This window comes from Streptomyces sp. NPDC111516, from assembly GCF_055635345.1.
Genome location: NZ_JBVKBV010000005.1, coordinates 147,906 through 165,647, shown reverse-complemented (window position 1 = coordinate 165,647; position 17,742 = coordinate 147,906). Strand labels below are relative to the sequence as shown.

The 17,742-nt window shown below is 68.6% G+C and carries 14 protein-coding genes and 1 pseudogene; 9 read left to right on the top strand and 6 right to left on the bottom strand.

Annotation, left to right across the window (positions count from 1 at the left end):
- Positions 1–542: 542 nt before the first annotated feature.
- Positions 543–1,724 carry an MFS transporter gene (locus ACZ7L9_RS12915; protein ID WP_471414900.1) on the bottom strand — a complete coding sequence of 394 codons (1,182 nt, stop codon included), beginning with the start codon at positions 1,722–1,724 and terminating at the stop codon, positions 543–545.
- Positions 1,724–2,134: a hypothetical protein gene (locus ACZ7L9_RS12910; RefSeq protein WP_471414898.1), complete on the bottom strand. Its 411-nt coding sequence runs from the start codon at positions 2,132–2,134 to the stop codon at positions 1,724–1,726. Before ACZ7L9_RS12910 ends, ACZ7L9_RS12915 begins: the two co-directional genes overlap by 1 nt.
- A gap of 475 nt (positions 2,135–2,609) precedes the next feature.
- Here ACZ7L9_RS12910 and ACZ7L9_RS12905 point away from each other — a divergent pair, with 475 nt between their 5' ends.
- A complete protein-coding gene (locus tag ACZ7L9_RS12905) occupies positions 2,610–5,306 on the top strand; it encodes a SpoIIE family protein phosphatase (RefSeq protein ID WP_471414896.1) in 2,697 nt (898 codons plus the stop codon).
- A gap of 465 nt (positions 5,307–5,771) precedes the next feature.
- Complete coding sequence (locus ACZ7L9_RS12900; RefSeq protein ID WP_471414894.1) at positions 5,772–6,290, top strand: transglycosylase SLT domain-containing protein; 519 nt, start codon at positions 5,772–5,774, stop codon at positions 6,288–6,290.
- A gap of 325 nt (positions 6,291–6,615) precedes the next feature.
- On the opposite strand, the pseudogene ACZ7L9_RS12895 reads toward ACZ7L9_RS12900, so the two are convergent.
- The 3 genes and pseudogenes from ACZ7L9_RS12895 to ACZ7L9_RS12885 all read right to left on the bottom strand — a co-directional run.
- A pseudogene (locus tag ACZ7L9_RS12895) lies at positions 6,616–6,780 on the bottom strand (MerR family transcriptional regulator); the annotation flags it as partial.
- Positions 6,781–6,858: 78 nt separating this feature from the next.
- Positions 6,859–8,052: a PP2C family protein-serine/threonine phosphatase gene (locus tag ACZ7L9_RS12890; RefSeq protein ID WP_471414892.1), complete on the bottom strand. Its 1,194-nt coding sequence runs from the start codon at positions 8,050–8,052 to the stop codon at positions 6,859–6,861.
- Positions 8,053–8,359: 307 nt separating this feature from the next.
- Positions 8,360–9,445, bottom strand: coding sequence for a PP2C family protein-serine/threonine phosphatase (locus ACZ7L9_RS12885; RefSeq protein ID WP_471414890.1), 1,086 nt, complete (start codon positions 9,443–9,445; stop codon positions 8,360–8,362).
- 571 nt (positions 9,446–10,016) lie between these two features.
- Here ACZ7L9_RS12885 and ACZ7L9_RS12880 point away from each other — a divergent pair.
- The 7 genes from ACZ7L9_RS12880 to ACZ7L9_RS12850 are packed head-to-tail and all read left to right on the top strand — an operon-like array spanning position 10,017 to position 15,976.
- A complete protein-coding gene (locus ACZ7L9_RS12880) occupies positions 10,017–10,757 on the top strand; it encodes a DUF1684 domain-containing protein (protein WP_471414888.1) in 741 nt (246 codons plus the stop codon).
- A gap of 48 nt (positions 10,758–10,805) precedes the next feature.
- Positions 10,806–12,323 carry an ABC transporter substrate-binding protein gene (locus ACZ7L9_RS12875; RefSeq protein WP_471414886.1) on the top strand — a complete coding sequence of 506 codons (1,518 nt, stop codon included), beginning with the start codon at positions 10,806–10,808 and terminating at the stop codon, positions 12,321–12,323.
- Positions 12,323–13,288, top strand: coding sequence for an ABC transporter permease (locus ACZ7L9_RS12870; RefSeq protein ID WP_471414885.1), 966 nt, complete (start codon positions 12,323–12,325; stop codon positions 13,286–13,288). Before ACZ7L9_RS12875 ends, ACZ7L9_RS12870 begins: the two co-directional genes overlap by 1 nt.
- On the top strand, positions 13,285–14,112 hold the full coding sequence (locus ACZ7L9_RS12865; RefSeq protein WP_471414883.1) for an ABC transporter permease: 828 nt from the start codon (positions 13,285–13,287) through the stop codon (positions 14,110–14,112). Before ACZ7L9_RS12870 ends, ACZ7L9_RS12865 begins: the two co-directional genes overlap by 4 nt.
- Positions 14,109–14,909 carry an ATP-binding cassette domain-containing protein gene (locus ACZ7L9_RS12860; RefSeq protein ID WP_471414881.1) on the top strand — a complete coding sequence of 267 codons (801 nt, stop codon included), beginning with the start codon at positions 14,109–14,111 and terminating at the stop codon, positions 14,907–14,909. The genes ACZ7L9_RS12865 and ACZ7L9_RS12860 overlap by 4 nt, the downstream gene beginning before the upstream one ends.
- Complete coding sequence (locus tag ACZ7L9_RS12855; RefSeq protein ID WP_471414879.1) at positions 14,906–15,670, top strand: ABC transporter ATP-binding protein; 765 nt, start codon at positions 14,906–14,908, stop codon at positions 15,668–15,670. The genes ACZ7L9_RS12860 and ACZ7L9_RS12855 overlap by 4 nt, the downstream gene beginning before the upstream one ends.
- Positions 15,671–15,697: 27 nt before the next feature.
- A complete protein-coding gene (locus tag ACZ7L9_RS12850; protein ID WP_471414877.1) occupies positions 15,698–15,976 on the top strand; it encodes a hypothetical protein in 279 nt (92 codons plus the stop codon).
- A gap of 5 nt (positions 15,977–15,981) precedes the next feature.
- Here ACZ7L9_RS12850 and ACZ7L9_RS12845 read toward each other — a convergent pair whose 3' ends face one another.
- Positions 15,982–16,995 (bottom strand): BtrH N-terminal domain-containing protein, encoded by a 1,014-nt coding sequence (locus ACZ7L9_RS12845; protein ID WP_471414875.1) that lies wholly within the window; start codon positions 16,993–16,995, stop codon positions 15,982–15,984.
- Positions 16,996–17,742 lie beyond the last annotated feature (747 nt).

The window sequence follows — 17,742 nt, the reverse complement described above, 5'->3', positions numbered from 1 at the left end:
GCTACGTGGTGCGCCGGCCGTCCCGGAGTCGAGAGCGTGCACCTGCTGCGGGTGGGCGGAGGTGCGGTCACCCGCTCGGCGCCTTGCCCGGTCACGGATGTCGGCGGCGCCCCGGGCCGCAGGCTCACGGCCCTGCGGGATCCCCCGGAGGGCCGGTCCCGGCGCAGCCGGTCACTGTGCCGGTGACCAGGCCCGGCAGACTCGATCGGCGCTGTGCGGGATGCCGCGGTCGCAGCCGCCGCTCTCAGCGGCACCAGGGCGCATGGCGCCCCTGAAAACGCGGCGCACGGCGGCCGGCGAGCCATGTCCGACGGTCTCGCACCGCCTGGGGTGAGCCCTGCTGGAGTGGGCACTGGTCGTCCATCGCCGTAGCATGGTCCGCGAGGACGGCTCCTCTCAGAGAGAGATCGGATTCAGTGGCAGCCCCCTGTGAGAGCAGGGGGCTGTTGCCGTGTCAGGCGGTGGCCGGGCAAGGGCACCCGTTCACTCCCGTACGGTTCACCTGCCGCGGTCGCAGACATCTGCCGTGTCCCATGCGCGGTTCACCGCGGCGGCCTCACCGCTGCGTATGTTCCCGCGCCCGCTGCCAGCAGCATCACGCAGCCCGCGAAGATCAGGCCGGCCGGCCGCAGCCCGAGCCAGGTGGCCATGGCGCCGACTCCGACGACCGGTAGCGAGATCCCGGCATAGGCGACGACGAAGAACGCCGAAATGGTGCCGCCACGATGCCGTGCCGGGGCCGCGCCGCTGACCAGGGTGAGCGCCGCCCGAAAGGCCAGTCCCTGGCCGCTGCCGCCGCACAGCGCGCCGAGAACGAGCAGCGGCAGGGATTCGGCGATCAGCGATGACGCCACCAGCAACAGGCCCACGACGAGGATGCCGCACCCCACGGGGAGCGCGAGGCGCGCGCCGATCCGTGGCGTCAAGGACTGCCCGACGGTCGAAGCGAGGAACACGGAGAACACCACCGCGCCGGAGACGGCCAGGTTGTGCACACCCAGGGTGCGCGAGGCAAAGCTCGGCGCCACCGCCGTGAACAGCCCGAGCAGCGAGAAGCCCGCGAAAGCTGCCAGCGAGGCGGGCGTGAACACACCTTTCACCTCGGGAGGCACGGAGACTCCCTGCGGCTTCGGACGCGGCCACCGCTTCGGCTCCGGCACGGTCTCCGGCAGGAGCCAGGTGATCCCGGCAGCCGCGGTCGCCAGCCCCAGGTGGACCCAGAACGGCAGCATCAACGGCCAGGGCGTGTACTGCGCGAGGAGGCCGGAGAGCAGCGGACCGCAGCCCAGGCCGCCCATGTTCGCGGCAGTGGCGGCGAAACCGGCTCGCGCCTGCTGCCCGGGAGCAGCCAGTTCGAGGACGGCCGCCGTCGCCGCGCCGCTCAGCAGCCCGGCCGCGCAGCCGGACAGCAGCCGCCCCACGAAGAGCAGGGGCAGGCCGCTCTGCAGGAGGAAGCATCCCGCGCTCGCGGCCGACAGAGCCATGGCGGTCAGGAGCACAGGTCTGCGGCCGACCTCGTCGGAGTAGTTGCCCGCCACCAGGAGCACGGTGATCACCGCGACGGCGTACACGGCGAAGACCACCGTCACCATCAGCTCGGAGAACCCGATCTGTTCCTGGTAGAGGCCGTACAACGGTGTGGGCAGGGTGGTCCCGGCCATCCCGACGGCGAACACCGCCGCCGCGGCCGGGTAGCCCGGCCGCCGGCGACCGCCTGGACTCATCAGTCCCAGAGTTTGTACGTCACGACCCGGTGCGTCTGCGCAGGCGTGCTGTCCGTGTACACGAGCTGCAGCCGGGTGAAGTGCTGGAGCTCAGGATGTTTCTGCCAGCTCTGCGGGCGGTCGAGCCGCACCGTGACAGGGTAGGAGTGGAACTTGCCCACGGCGCAATAGGGCTGACAGTCATTCACCGCGTCGAGTCCGCTGCCCACGGCGGACGCCGGTCCCCAGTGGGTCCAACGCAGCGTGATGAGGCGGTTGTTGCCGTCCCCGCAGGCGATCAGGAAGTCATCAGGGCGTACTTGTGAATTCGAGAAACAATCGACGGCCACCGCGCGAGCGGGCGAGGACGATCGTGCGGAAGCGGATGCAGGTACCGCTGCTGCTGCGAGCGCCGCGGTGGCGCACAGCATGACCGCTGTTCTGATTCTGTCTCGTTGCATGTCGGCTCCCCAGCTGCCTCTCTCCGAGCCCGGGCGGCCTTCGCGTCGCACCGGACCCGCCCTATGTGCCGAGGCCTGCGCGTCAGCAGCAGTCGTCGGTGGCGGTGCCCTTTCTCCAGCGGTCGTTCCTGAATCGACAGTACGACCGTGCCCGGGTATGCACCACCCGTACAAGTATCGGCCCGTACAGGGGGACATCGGCCTGCCGGCGACCGTGGCGGACTACATCGCCACCGTTCTTCCGCGTCCCGGCACCGAAGCACCGCCGGGAAGCGGTTCTCCGTCACCCGAGTGACTCCGTATCGGGCGGGGCCCCGTGCCGGACGGACCCGCTTCGTCACGGCCGGACCCGCCCCGCCGTGACGCGTCGCGTCCCTGCCCGTCGGCTGTCGCGCTGTGCGACGCACGGGTCGCCCAGTGTGTGCGCAAGGTGTACAAAGAGGGCATGATCGGACGGGACGGCCGCCGACGCTCGGTTCTCAGGATGCGAACTGTCGCTGGTCAGGTCTTTCTCCTGCAGGTGGCGATCGTGGTGTTGCTCGTGGCCGCCGCAGTGGCCGCGCTCGTACTGCAGTCCCGGGCCGCCAGCGAAAAAGAAGCCCGTAGCCGTTCGGTCGCTGTCGCCCAGGCCTTTGCCAGCTCACCGGGGATCGAGGCGGCACTGAAGAGCCCCGACCCGACCGCGGTGCTCCAGCCGCTGGCCGAGCGGGCCCGGAAGCTCACCGGCGTCGATTTCGTCGTCGTGCTGAACCGGGCCGGAGTCCGTTACACCCACCCCCTGCCCGACCAGATCGGGAAGAAGTTCGTCGGCAACCTGAAGCCCGCGCTGAACGGCGGCATCGTCGTCGAGGAAATCACCGGGACCATCGGACCCCTCGTGCAGGCCGTGGTACCCGTCACCAGCCGTGACGGCCGCGTGGTGGGTCTGGTCTCTGCAGGAATCACCATCAAGCGCGTGAGCGGCGTCGTCGAGCAGGAGTTCCCTCTCCTGTTCGGCTCCGCCGCGGGAATCCTGATGCTCACCATGGCCGGGACGGCGCTGGTGAGCAGACGGCTGCGTCGCCAGACGCACGGCCTCGGCCCCGCCGAGATGACCAGGATGTACGAGCATCACGACGCCGTCCTGCACGCGGTGCGTGAAGGCGTCCTCATCCTCAGCGGCGACGGCCGGCTGCTGCTCGCCAATGACGAGGCCCGCCGGTTGCTCGGCCTGCCGGCGGATGTGGAGGGGCGCGTGGTCACCGAGCTCGCGCTCGACCCGGTCACCATGGAGTTGCTGGTCTCGGGAAGGACCGTGACCGACGAGGTGCTTCCGGTCGGCGAGCGTCTGCTCGCTGTCAACCAGCGGTCGACCGACCGGGACGGCGGCCCGCCCGGCAGCGTGACGACCCTGCGCGACACAACCGAGCTCCAGGTGGTCACCGGCAGGGCCGACGTGGCGCGCGGACGGCTGAGTCTGCTGTATCAGGCCGGCACCGAGATCGGCACCACCCTCGATGTGGTGCGCACGTGCGAGGAACTGGCGGAGTTCGCGACCGCCCGCTTCGCCGACTTCGCCACCGTCGATGTGATGCAGGCAGTCCTGCGCGGTGAGGAGCCCACGCACGCGGGCCTGGAGACCGAGTGGCGTCGCACCGCCTTCAGCGGCATACGGAACGACTCGGTGCTCCAACCCGTCGACTCGCTGCTCCGCTACCCGCCGACCACGCCCGTGGGGGCCGGCCTGCGCAGGGGAGAGGCAGTCCTCGACGCGGACCTGGCGGCCTCCTCCGGATGGCAGCGGCAGGATCCCGCAGGAGCCCGGGAGCTCCTCGCGTACGGATTCCACTCGGTGATCGCGGTTCCGCTGCGCGCCCGCGGCGCCATCCTGGGCGTCGTCCTGTTCTGGCGTGCGGGGGAGTCCGAACCATTCGAGGACGAGGACCGGTCACTCGCCGAGGAACTGGTCGCCCGGGCCGCGGTGAGCATCGACAACGCCCGCCGCTACACACGCGAGCACGCCATGGCGGTGACCCTGCAACGCAGTCTGCTGCCGCGCGGCGTCCCCGACCAGAACGCCATCGACGTCGCCTACCGGTACCTGCCCGCACAGGCCGGTCTGGGCGGCGTCGGCGGGGACTGGTTCGACATCATCCAGCTGCCCGGCGCCCGCGTCGCGCTCGTCGTGGGCGATGTCGTCGGCCACGGACTGCACGCCGCCGCGACCATGGGGCGCCTGCGCACAGCAGTCCACAACTTCTCCACCCTGGACCTGTCGCCCGGTGAACTCCTGTGGCACCTCGACGAACTGGTCGCCCAGATCGACCAGGACGAGGCCGTCGACAGCGCCGACGCGGAAGTCGCCGGAGCCACCTGCCTCTACGCGATCTACGATCCGGTGTCCGGGCGCTGCACCATGGCGCGGGCCGGCCACCTCCAGCCCGTGGTCGTCCACCCGGACGGCACCTGGGAATTCGCCGAGGTGCCCGGCGGCCCGCCGCTGGGGCTCGGTGGCCTGACCTTCGAGAGCTTCGAAACGCAGCTGCCCGAGAACAGCCGGCTCGTGCTCTACACGGACGGACTCGTCCAGGACCGGCACCGGGACATCGACGAAGGCCTGTCCCTCCTCGGCCGGACTCTCGCCGAGAACGCCGACCGGACACCCGAGGAGACCTGCGATGCGGTCCTGCGCACCCTCGTGCCCGATGTCGCCCGCGACGACATCGCGCTGCTCGTCGCCCGTACTCGCAGACTGGACGCCGCGGACGTCGTCCAGATGGACGTACCCAGCGACCCCTCGTCGGTCTCCCGGGTACGGGCCGAGGTGTCCCGCAAACTGGCCGAATGGGAACTGGCGGAAGAGGCGTTCACCACGGAGCTGATCCTCAGTGAACTGGTCACCAACGCCATTCGCTACGCCACCGGCCCCATCGGGGTTCGGCTGCTCCGCGACCGCTCCCTGATCTGCGAGGTGTCCGACCACAGCAGTACCTCGCCCCATCTGCGGCAGGCGGCCACCACGGACGAGGGTGGCCGGGGACTGTTCCTCGTCGCCCAGTTCGCCGACCGGTGGGGAACCCGCTACACGGACCACGGCAAGGTCATCTGGACCGAGCAGGCACTGCCGGCCGACACGCTGCCGGGCGGCCCCCTGAGTCTGTGACCGGGCCCGGCCGCGGACCGTGCGCCGGTCCTGGCGGACGACGACCAGGGCGATGTCGTCAAGGGCGCCGCCGCTGACGCCGAGGCGGGCCGACAGGGCTGCGGCGGGACGTTCCGGGCTGCGTCTTTGAACCGCGGTGTCATGGGTGAAATTGTGATGCCACCCATAGGAGCTGCGTCACATCCTAAGGGTGACAGTAGGTCGGAGGCCACCCAAGAGGCGAAGAAAAGCCGTAGAACGTAGCATTTCGGACATTCCTCCGTAGTTGGGTAGTACGTCACATAATTGCGCTCCGCCCTGTCCGCCGCTAACCATGGCTGTCGTTGCAGGGAGCAGTGGTCGGGCCCGGCGGTTTCGCCGGATCGGTTCGCTCGGACCCGCAGCAGTGGAGTTCGGCTCCGCAAGCCGCCGCAACCGAGACCGGCCGGCAACACCAAGACGTCCCCATTGGAGAGTTCCTTCCGTATGACCACGTACACCCAGACCCGCACCAGCCGCATCGCCCGCCTCCGTAGGCTCACCGTCGCCGGTATAGCCACCGTGGGTGCCGCGGCAGCAGCCCTCACGCTGACGTCGACATCCGCGCACGCCGCCGAGGTGGCACCGGCGAGCGTCTCCGTGGTCAAGGCTTCGGCGGACGGTGGCCAGAGCGGCAAGGGATACGCCAACAACCTCGACGGCTGGATCAAGGAGTCGCTGGCCATCATGAAGGCCAAGGGCATCCCCGGCACCTATGAGGGGCTGCACCGCAACATCATGCGTGAGTCGGGCGGCAACCCCGGCGCTCAGAACAACTGGGACGTCAACGCGAAGAACGGTGTGCCGTCCAAGGGGCTGCTCCAGGTCATCCAGCCGACCTTCAACGCCTACCACGTCGGTGGCACCGCGAACGACCTCACCAACCCGGTCGCCAACATCACCGCGGCCGCCAACTACGCCGCCGACCGCTACGGGTCGATCGACAACGTCAACTCTGCCTACTGAGTTGTAGACCCCGCGCCCGCTTCGCGAGCCAGGACCGGCATGGTCGGCGACACGCCGACCATGCCGGTCCTTCGGCTTCCCGGCGTGGTGAACAACCTGCCGCCTCAGTCGTCGACGGCATCGATTGCGTCGTCCGGATCCGCGAACTTGAAGTCCATGGACGGTCGTTCGGAATCTCCCTCCACGTCGCGAGGTCGTTGCTGTGAGGCCCTTCCGTCGGACAACGCGACGCATGGCGGGCCACCCGATGATCAGCCGATGCCTTGGACGGCGGTACGGTCGCCTACGCGCTCCCGGGCGTGACCGGCCGGGCCTCGCCGCTCAACTACCCGTCTGTGGTGGGCGGTTCAGGTTCCGGGGCGGGATTCGGCGGCCCGGCGCAGTTGGCGCGCCGGGCTTCGTCGAGCTGGTCCTCGAGGACGACGATGCGGCAGGCCGCCTCGACCGGGGTGCCCTGGTCGACGAGTTCGCGGGCGCGGGCGGCGATCTTCTGCGCGCCGTAGGCGGCACACACATCCCCACGTCCTGCCGTGCCGAGGGCCTGACCAGGACTGGTGTCGGGCTCCGGTCAGCGCTCCCGTGCTGGGCCCGTTCCTCCGGAGCCGTGACGGAAGCCGTCGGACCGGGCGGCCTTTCCGTGATGGAGTCTCGAATCGACGGCAGGTATGCGATGGATCGCGATGACAGCGGCGTCGTCACCGAGACACCCGCCGGCGTGGGCCAGGAGGTCGCGGCGCAGGTGGCGCAGGAGCATCTCCGGAGAACTGTCGGTCCACCGGGCGGCCCGTTCGGCGAACGGATAGAAGTCTCCCTCTCGGCCGCGTGCTTCGATGACGCCGTCGGTGTAGAGGAGAAGGGTGTCGCCGTCCTCGAAGGTGAACACGTCAACGGTGTAGCCCGTCTGCCCTGTGCCGCCGACCCCCAGCGGGGGCGCGGGGTGCAGACTCGGGACGCTGACGGAATGTCCTGGGCTGAGCAGCAGCGGGGCGGGGTGTCCGCAGCTGGTCATGCGGATGACAGGGTCATCGTCGGGGATCTCCAGCAGGAGTGCCGTGACGAAGCGTTCCCCGGCCTCGTTTTCCGGCTCGAAGTCGGCCTGGTAGCGGCCGACGCTCCGTTCGAGGGCGGCGGCGAGGGCCGGCAGGCTGGCGTGGTGGTGGGCGGCCTCGCGGAAGGCGCCGAGCAGAAGGGCGGCTTCTCCGATGGCGGCCAGGCCCTTGCCTCTCACATCACCGATCATCACATGGGTTCCGCCTCCGGTACGGGTGGCCGCGTACAGGTCGCCCCCGATCAGGGCTTCGTCCTCCGCGGCCAGGTACAGCGAGGCGACCCTCAGCGGCCCGATGCGGTCGGGGAGCGGCCACAGCAGGACCTGCTGCGCGGCTTCGGCCACCGACCGTACCTGGGCGAGTTCCCGGCCGTGCCGCTCGCGTATCAGGCAGAAGAAGACGACCAGCGCCGAGAGCACGGCAATCGCGGCAATCTGCACGAGCACGCCCCGAGAGGTCAGCATGCCGAAGTGCAGACCGATGTACGCCTGGGCCGCGACGGCCAGGACTCCGATCACCCCGGTGGACAGCGGACCGGCGAATGAGGCGGTGATCGCGGGAGCGATGACCAGCAGCGGCCCCAGACGGACGTCCTCCGGCGACAGGATGTCCACGACCGTGATCACGACGATGAGCGCAACGGGAATCACCAGCAGCGCATGGCTCGGCCGCCATGACTCCCGCAGACCCGCGAAGCGTTCACTGAGACCCACGTCATCCACAGTGCACCGCCCCCGGGCAGTGCACGAGTCGGGCCGGTGGCGCAGGGCCCGGCCAGGTGAATTCCCCACCGGCGTGTCCGAGCCCGAGCGCGGAACCTTCGGGGGCGGGCTGTGGGGTGAGTGTTGGTTCTAGCTAGATCCTGTCCTGTCGATCTTCGTGGACCGGCCCGGGGCGTCTGGTGCGGTGCATCGCAAGGCGGAGGATCGTCCTCGTACTGGACGTACTCGGGCGACTGACGACAACGCGGCGAGGTGCCGCGCCAGGCGTTCCGGGCACGCGAAGATCGGCAGGACAGGGCTAGTCGGGCAGGTGGTAGACGGCGAGAGCCGCGGTGTCGTCGTGGAGGCGGTTGTTGCTGTAGATGAGGAGATCGTGGTGGAGGCGGTCGAGGAGTTCCCGGGGCGGGAGAGGACCCCAGGACAGGACACGCTGGCGGAGGGGGTAGAAGGCCCCGGTGAGGTCGCGTGCTTCGGTGACGCCGTCGGTGTAGAGCAGCAACTGGTCGCCGGGGCCGAAGGCGTACTCGTCGACCCGGTAGGACTCGGTGAGGAGCATGCCCAGGTTGAGGGGCGGTGCTGGGTCGGCCGTCTCCAGCTCGGTGACCCCGTCGGAGCGGATGAGCAGGGGCGGGGGGTGGCCGCAGTTGACGATGCGGACCACGTGCCGGCGAGGGATCTCCGCGAAGACGGCAGTGACAAAGCGTTCGCCCATGTCGCTTCCGGCCAGGCGGGCGGCCCTGCGGTTCATGCTCGTCTCCGCCCGGCGGGCAACGGCGGCGAGGTCGGGTTCGTCGTGGGCGGCCTCGCGAAAGGCGCCGAGGAGGGTGGCGGCCGTCTCCACGGCAAGGAGTCCCTTGCCGCGGACATCGCCGATGACGAGGCGGAGTCCGTACGTGGTGGGGACGGCCTCATACAGGTCGCCGCCGATGCGTGCTTCCGCGGCGGCGGACAGGTAGAGGGCTTCCACCAGAATGGGGCCGATGCGGTGAGGGACCGGGCTGAGCAGGACACGCTGCGCGATCTCGGCCACGAAACGCACATTGGCGAGGGTGCGTTCCCGGCGAACTCGGTGGGCAGACAGGATTGTTCCGAGGATGCCGACCAGAGCGGTGCACACGTAGGCGGTCACGTAGTGGCGGTCCCACACGTAGCTCACCGGGCGGCCCGCGCAGCACGGGGTGCCGGCCAGGACCGCTTCGAAGGCGATCGCGAACACGGTGACGGCGGCGACGGCAGCGGGGCCGTGGGCGAAGGCGGCGATCACGGGGAGGGCGATGAGCAGGAAGCTCACAGGCCACTGCACGGGTGTGAGGGGTTCGATTACCAGGATGCCCGCGACGTAGAAGGCGGGCAGCCAGCGCATCCATGCCGGTGTGGCAGGCACCGGTGGGCCCCCGCTGTCAGGCCGCGCCGCCGAGCCGTTCGCCGCCCCGGGGTGGCCTGGCCACCTCACTGCGCCCTCCGGCGCGGAGCGAGCGCGGACGCTGCCCCGCCGGAGCACGGAGACACCGCGTGGCCCGCACGCGGATGGCTCTCCTGGCGGGACCACTCACAGAGCCTGTACACGCGGAACTCCTGACACAAGACGTTGTCAAGACGTCCATCCTGCTGCGCCGCAAGGCTTCGGGCCGGTCATTGCTCCAGCCAATGGCATGTCAGGACCGGTACGGTCGGCGAGCAGCGACGACGTCCCGTCGTATCACCCACTTCACCGTTGCGCGCGTAGGCGTACGGGTGAGCAGGCTCCCTCCGCACCCTTCCGGCGCAGGCTGTGGTCCGGCCTCGCACGGCTCGGCTGAGGTCTGCCGCCGGCTCGGGCCTGCGGCTCCGGCCCGGTCTCACTATTCAGCCAAATTTGACATTAGCTCGCCTTATGGAAGATAAAGAAGGTCCTTTGGGTTGAAGGTCACGCAGCGTAATATTCGAGGCGTGGCAGCCGACGCACGTCTACGTGAATGAGTCATGCCGTGTCCCACGCCGCCGTAGTACCTGACCAGCCGACCGACCCCGCCGGGGACTGGGAGGCATGGCGCGCCGAGCGGCGGCGCTCTGTCACCTCGGCCACCGGGAATCTCGCCCTCGTCGAGACCCGCTGGGCCCCGACCGGTGAGCGCCCCGACATCGATGCGGCACGTTCCGGTCAGCCGGATTCTGTGACCGTCACCACAATCGAGCGCACCGACCTCGTCACCGGCGAGCCGGAGCACGGTCTCCGCTTCTGGGATGCGCAGTCACCCGCGATCCAGAACTTCGAGCGAACCGATGTCTTCCCGTACGACCCGGCCTGGGTACTGGAGGCCACGTACACCCCGGTGCCGGGTGCCAGGCGGGTCGGGTTCGAGCACATCCGGGACAACGGTGGCACGCGTGATCTCGCCGTGCCGGGAGATATCAAGCTCACCCTGGACGGCGAGGACTACATACTGAGCGCCTTCGACGACGACGGCACCCTACTGCTCGTCTTCGGTGACCCCACCAACGGCGACATCACCTACGGTGCCGGGCGCTTCCTCTTCGTCACCCGTACCGGCGAGGGCCGCGTCCTCCTCGACTTCAACCGTGCCTTCGTGCCGCCCTGCGGATTCTCCGACCAGTACAACTGTCCGATGCCGCCGCGGCAGAACCGTTTCCACCTGCCCGTAGAGGCCGGAGAGAAGCGACCCGTCTTCCGCGACGGCTTCGCCGCGCAGCACTGATCAACCCCGTTACTCCTCCGCCTCGCAGCACGAAAGCGCGTACTCCTCATGAGCATCAAGAAGACTTCTCTGTACGGCGGAGCCACCGCCGCCGCCCTCGCCCTGACCCTCACGGCCTGCGGCGGCGGCTCCACCGCGGGCGGCGCCGCCGGAGGGGCGCACGACAAGAACGCCACGGTGAACATCGGTTCGCTCTACGAGCCGCAGAACCTCGACAACACCGCGGGCGGCGGTCAGGGCGTCACCGAGGCGCTCAACGGCAATGTGTACGAAGGGCTGTTCAAGCTCACCGACGACGGCAAGATCAAGAATCTGCTCGCCCAGGACTACAAGGTCAGCGGCGACGGGCTCACGTACACCTTCACCCTGCACGACGGGGTGAAGTTCCACAGCGGCAAGAAGCTCACCAGCCAGGACGTCAAGTACAGCCTGGAAAAGGTGATCGCGAAGGACTCGCAGTCCGCACGCAAGAGCAATCTCGAGGTCATCAAGTCCGTCGAGACACCTGATGCGCACACGGTGGAAGTCCAGCTGACGAAGAAGTCGATCTCCTTCGTCTACAACCTCTCCTACGTCTGGATCATCAACTCCCAGGCGAAGGACCTCAAGACGGCCGAGGACGGCACCGGCCCCTACAAGCTGAACAAGTGGACCCGCGGATCCGCTCTCAGCCTCGACCGGTTCGCCGGCTACTGGGGCGACGCGGCCGCCAACAAGCAGGTCGTCTTCCATTACTACAAGGACGCCACGGCGCTGAACAACGCGCTGCTGACCAACGCGGTTGACGTAGTCACGAGCGAGCAGTCGCCAGACGCCCTCGACCAGTTCAAGAGCAACCAGAACTACAAGGTCAACGACGGCAACTCGACGACCAAGCTGCTGCTCGCCTTCAACGACAAGGCCAAGCCCTTCACGGACGTCAAGGTCCGCCAGGCCGTCTCCGCCGCCATCGACGACAAGAAACTGCTGGAGTCGGTCTGGGGCGGCTACGGCAAGCCCATCGGATCCATGGTGCCGCCCACCGACCCGTGGTACGAGGACCTCACCAAGGTAAACGGCTACGACACCGCGCGCGCCAAGAAGCTGCTCGCCGAGGCCGGATACAAGAACGGGTTCAGCTTCACCCTCGACACCCCGAACTATGACCCGCACCCGACCGCCGCGACCTTCATCAAGTCGCAGCTCGCCAAGGTCGGCATCACCGTCGAGATCAACACGATCACGCCGGACGAGTGGTACACGAAGGTCTACAAGAACCACGACTTCACGGCCACGCTCCAGGAACACGTCAACGACCGAGACCTGGTCTGGTACGGCAATCCCGACTTCTACTGGGGCTACGACAACAAGCAGGTCACCCAGTGGGTCGAGGAGGCCGAGCAGGCGTCCAGCACCGCTCAGCAGACCGAACTCCTGAAGAAGGTCAACCGCAAGACCGCCGAGGACGCGGCCAGCGACTGGCTGTACCTGTACCCGCAGATCGTCGTGGCCGGCAGCAAGCTGTCCGGCTACCCGGTCAATGGCCTCAACTCCCAGTTCTTCGCCTACGACATCAAGAAGGGCTGATGGCTCGGTACCTTCTGCGCCGTCTCGCCTTCCTGCTGGTTTCGCTGGCGCTCGCGAGCGTGGTCCTGTTCATGCTGCTGCGGATGCTGCCGGGCGACCCCGCCAACGCGCTCACTTCCGTGGGCGCCGACCCCGAGCAGATCGCGGCGGCGCGGCACTCCATCGGATCCGACAAGCCGTTGCCCGAGCAGTTCATCCACTGGATCGGGCAGTTGGCGAGCGGTGACCTCGGTACGTCGTTCGTCAGCTCGCTGCCGGTCGGGCCCGAGATCGGCTCCCGGCTGAACGTCACCATCCCGCTCACGCTGGCCGCCTTCGTCCTGGCGGTGCTCATCGCCGTTCCGATCGGCTTCGTGGCGGCACACCGACGCCGGACCTGGTACGGCGCGCTGCTCAACGGCGTGTCCCAACTGGGCATCGCCGTCCCCGTGTTCTGGCTCGGCATGATCCTCATAGCCGTCTTCGCCCTGAACGCCGGCTGGCTTCCCGCGGGCGGCTTCCCGCCGGACGGCTGGTCACAGCCGGCCGAGGCGGTCCGCTCACTCGCCCTGCCCGTCCTCACCATCGCGCTCGTGATGAGCGCCTCGCTGATCCGCTACGTCAGGTCGGCCACACTTGACGTGCTGGGCAGCGACTATCTGCGCACCGCGCGAGCCATGGGCTCGTCGTTCGGACAGGCCATGTGGCGGCACGGGCTGCGCAACGCCTCCGTACCCGTGATCTCGATCCTCGGCATCGAGTTGGCGTCCACGCTGCTGGGCGCGGTGGTCGTGGAGTCCGTGTATGCGCTCCCGGGCCTCGGTTCGCTGCTCGCGACCGGCATCGCGCAGCACGACTATCCGGTGATCCAGGGTGTGCTGTTTGTCTCCACGCTCGCCGTGCTGATCATCGGCTTCGCGGCCGACTTCGCGCAGCGGATCATCGATCCGCGGCTGCGCGGCAGGCTCTCGGGAGGTGCCCGATGAAGCAGTCGACGAAGCGCTCGTACACGTTGACCGTCGGATGCGTCCTGGCCGCCCTGATCGCCGTGCTCGCGCTGGTCTCCATCTTCTGGCTCCCGTACGCAGCCGACGACACATCCGGCGGACGGCTCACGGGCCCCGGTGCGGGCCATCTGCTCGGCACCGACAAGCTCGGCCGCGATCTGTTCACCCAGCTGATGACCGGCTCCCGTATCGCCTTCGAAGCGGGCCTGGGATCGGTCCTCATCGCGACCGCTCTCGGCGGCACACTGGGAGTGCTGGCCGCGTTCGCGCAGGGCTGGCTCGACGACACGCTCTCGGCGTTCCTCGACATCCTGATCGCCTTCCCGACGCTGCTGCTGGCGATGCTCATCGTCGCCGCCCGCTCGGCCACGCTGGGGTCCGCCGTGCTGGCGATCGGCCTCGCGCAGAGCGCGGTCGTGGCACGGCTGGTGCGGATCCTGGTCAAGCGGGTCCTGGCGCAGGACTACATCACGGCCGCGCGCACATCAGGCACGTCGTGGCCGCGGATCGTGGCCGGGCACGTACTGCCCAACATCTGGCCCACGCTCGTGGTGAACCTGGCCCTCCAGTTCGGGCTCGCGGTGCTGGCCGAGGCCGGCCTGTCCTACCTGGGTCTGGGAGCGCCGCCTCCCAACGCCTCGTGGGGCCGGATGCTCCAAGAGGCGCAGGCCACTTTCACCACGGCCCCGGCAGGCGCCCTGGCCCCCGGGATCCTTCTCGTCCTGCTCGTCATCGGCGTGAACCTCATCGCCGACGGACTGCGCGACACTCTCGACCCTGCGGCCCGGCGGAGGCGCGCATGAACATCCTCGACGTACGCGACCTCACGATCCGTACGGCTGACGGACGCATCCTCGTCGACGGCCTCTCGCTGACCATGGCCTCCGGCGAACGCCTGGGCCTCATCGGAGAATCGGGCTCCGGCAAATCGCTGACCACCCTCGCCGTGCTCGGCCTGCTGCCCGACGGCATGACAGCTACCGGCAGCGCCGAGCTCGCCGGCACCCAGATCGTGGGCGCGAGCGAGAAACAGCTCACGGATGTACGCGGCCGGGACGCCGCCATCGTCTTCCAGGAGCCGCTCACCGCACTCGACCCGCTGATGCGCGTCGGCCGGCAGATCGCCGAACCGCTGAGCAGAAGGCGAGGGCTGAAGGGCGCCGAACTGAAGCGGTCTGTCGTGGAAGCGCTGGAGCAAGTGCGGCTGCCCGAACCGGACCGCATCGGCCGCGCCTTCCCGCACGAAATATCCGGCGGACAGCGGCAGCGCATCGCGCTCGCCATGGCACTGGCCTGCGACCCGAAGCTGCTCATCGCGGACGAACCGACCACCGCCCTCGACGTCACCGTGCAGTCCGACATGCTCGACCTGATCGACACCCTCGTACGGGAACGGGACATGGCCGTCCTCTTCGTCAGCCACGACCTCGCGGTCGTCTCGAAGGTCACCGATCGCGTCCTGGTCATGAAGGACGGCCGTGCTGTGGAGGAGGGCGACGTCCGCGAGATCGTGCGGGCCCCGCGTGAGGAGTACACCAAGGCGCTGGTGGCAAGCGCGCGGCAGCTGGAATCGGCTCTGGACCTGAGGAGCGCGCGATGACGCCCGTACTGGAGCTGAACGGAGCCTCCTTCAGCTACCGAGGACACACCGCGCCCGTCGTCGAGGACATCTCGCTCGCCGTCGAGACCGGGCAGAGCCTCGCCCTCGTCGGTGAATCGGGCGCAGGCAAGACGACTCTGCTGCGGCTACTGCTCGGGCTCGCCCGGGCCACCTCCGGCAGAGTGCTGTTCGACGGCGAGACGCTGAAACCCCGCGACAGCGAGCAGATGCGGCGTTTCCGGCGCAGCGTGCAGTGCGTCTTCCAGGACCCGTACTCGTCGCTGGACCCGCGTCAGCGCGTCGGCAGCATCGTGTCCGAACCGCTGCGCTCGCTCGGTATCGACAGCCGGGGCACGGCCGTGCCCAAGGTGGCCGACGCCCTGGAGCGGGTCGGACTCCCGGCCGACGCCGCCGAGCGCTATCCACACGAATTCTCCGGCGGCCAGCGCCAGCGCATCGCGATTGCCCGCGCGACCGTGTGCGACCCCCGGGTGCTGCTCGCCGACGAGCCCGTCAGCGCTCTCGACGTCACGACTCGCGTCAAAGTCGTGGACCTGCTCAACGAGTTGAAGCAGGAGCAGGGCCTGACTCTCGTCATGGTCTCCCATGACCTCTCGGTGGTCGCCTCGCTGTGCGAACGCACTGCCGTCCTCGAGAACGGCCGCATTGTCGAACAGGGCGAAACCGCACAGGTGCTGGGCGCTCCCGCGCACCCGTACACACGTTGCCTCGTCGAAAGCGTGCCCCGACTGCCCGCTTGACCGGTGGTTGCGTGCCTGCCGGAGACGGTGGTGCAGATCCAGGCCCGGCCGCTGCTGGAAGAGGCGGTCGCCGAGGTCGGCACCGAGTACGTGTGGCGGCCGCACATCCTCGTGGCCGACGAAGTCGGCTGCCTGCCGCTGGAACGCGATTTTTGGTCGGGTGTGCCTGCTTCGTGGGGGGCTTCGAGCCGGCAGGGTACGGAGTCGGCGCGCAGTTCCCGGAGTCCCGGGATTGAAGGAGTCTCTGAAGGCCCTGGGGAGTTCAAGCGGCCCCGCAAGGCGATCTTCAGAGAACGAAGGTTTTGAAGATGTCAGGGCTCGATCACACTTGGTACCCCACTCCCCAGGCGGCTCAGCGCCTGCATGGCCTGGCGCTCTATACGTGAAAGATCGCACAGGACGGTGCCTGCCTGTATGAGGTACTGCGCATCACCTGACTCACCGGCTTTTGTGATCAGTGCTGCGGCTTCCGTCCACAGGGTGGCTGCCTCCGTGTACAGCACGTGTCCGGTGCGCAGGTGACTGCGGTCGAGTTGTTGGGTGCATTCGGCGAGGAAGTCGCGGTAGAGGTTACGGAACAGGGCGCCGCCCGTGCCGGCCTTCTCCATCAGGAGGGCGGCCTGCGGTAGGTCCCGTTGCGGGTTGTCGGTCCGCTGGAGCCAGGTGCGTACCAGCTTGCCGGCCTTCTCGATTCCTTGGTGGCCGAGGTTGGTGATGGGCGAGTCGAGGAAGGCGTCGGCGCAGGCGGTGATGGCGGGAATGATGTGGCCCCGTGAGGAGAGCACGTTCCTCGGAGCGGTGAGGGTGAAGGACCGGTGCTTGGCGGTCATCGGGCCGCGCGCGGCCCTGGCCTGGGCGAGGCTGGTCAGGCTGGTGGATACCGTTCCGCCTTGCTGGTCGGTGTCCACCAGGTATGCGTCGTGGTCGTCGTAGCCGTACATGGCGACGACATGACCTCCGAAGTGCACCTCCGACCCGAAGTAGTCCAGATAGTAGCTGTCGAGTTGCAGTCCGACGGGGTGGCCGGCGCCGATGGGGGCTGCCACGTTCTCCCATGCCCTGCGGGGGGAGGCGGTCTCCTGGACCAGGAGTTCCAGCCCGAGTCTGTTGGCCAGGTTCCTGGTGAGGTCGAAAGGCTTGACCCGCCCCCCGAGGAAGGGAAAGCCCATGTTCTTGCTGTCCCAGTAGATGAAGGACAGACCGGAGCCGAGGCCGAAGAGCATGGGCTCCGACAGATCGAGTCCTTGGTGCCGCAGCAGCACCCCCAGAGCTGTCGTCTCGCAGTGCTGCGTACCGCGGGACTCGATGTCTGTCACCTTTGTCATGTCATGTCATGTCATGTCCTCCTGGACGGGGATGATCAGCCGGTTCATCAGCTCTGCTGGCGGTGCCTCCGCAGGCCCGATGAGATAGGCCTCGCGTACGGGCGATTGCGGGCGCAGCCCACGCTCGTGGATGGCGGCGAAGAGCGCGCTGTAGGCTCGCGCTCTTGGCGCATCGTCACCTCGTAGCCGGGCAGGCCGCCCTCCGCCAGCCGCTCCAGCATCTCCAGCCGTGCCTGGTCCCTGCTGATCCGCTCGGCCGGCCGGTCCCGCTCCGCGCGCAGGACCGGCTCACGGTGAGATGACTTCTTAGGGGAAGAGCGTCATTCCTTCTCTTCCTTCCCGGGCCGGGCCAGGGTGGTCCGGTCCTGTCCGGTTCCACTGACAGCAGCCCTCCCGCCCTCGCGACGCCCGTGACTGCTCCGTCGGTGCGAAGTCTGTGCGGCGCGGGCCCTGCCTCGCTGCCGCAGCTCGGGACACGGCGGAGCATGACACAGCGGGCATCGGATCCACAGGCATGCACGCCGTCACGTCGCCGTCAACAAAGGGCTCTGGCGCCCTCCCTCCCGGCCGTGATGCGTCTCAGATGACACTCGGGCCGGAACCCTGCGAAGGATTCCAGCCCGAGTGCTGACCCCAAACCGCGGCAAGCCTGTCTGCGCGGGGCTACGACCGGCGAGGACGTCAGCGGGGCGTCAACAGGACGTGAGCTCCGGGCAGGAGAGTGATGAGTGTCAGGAGGTCAGGGCC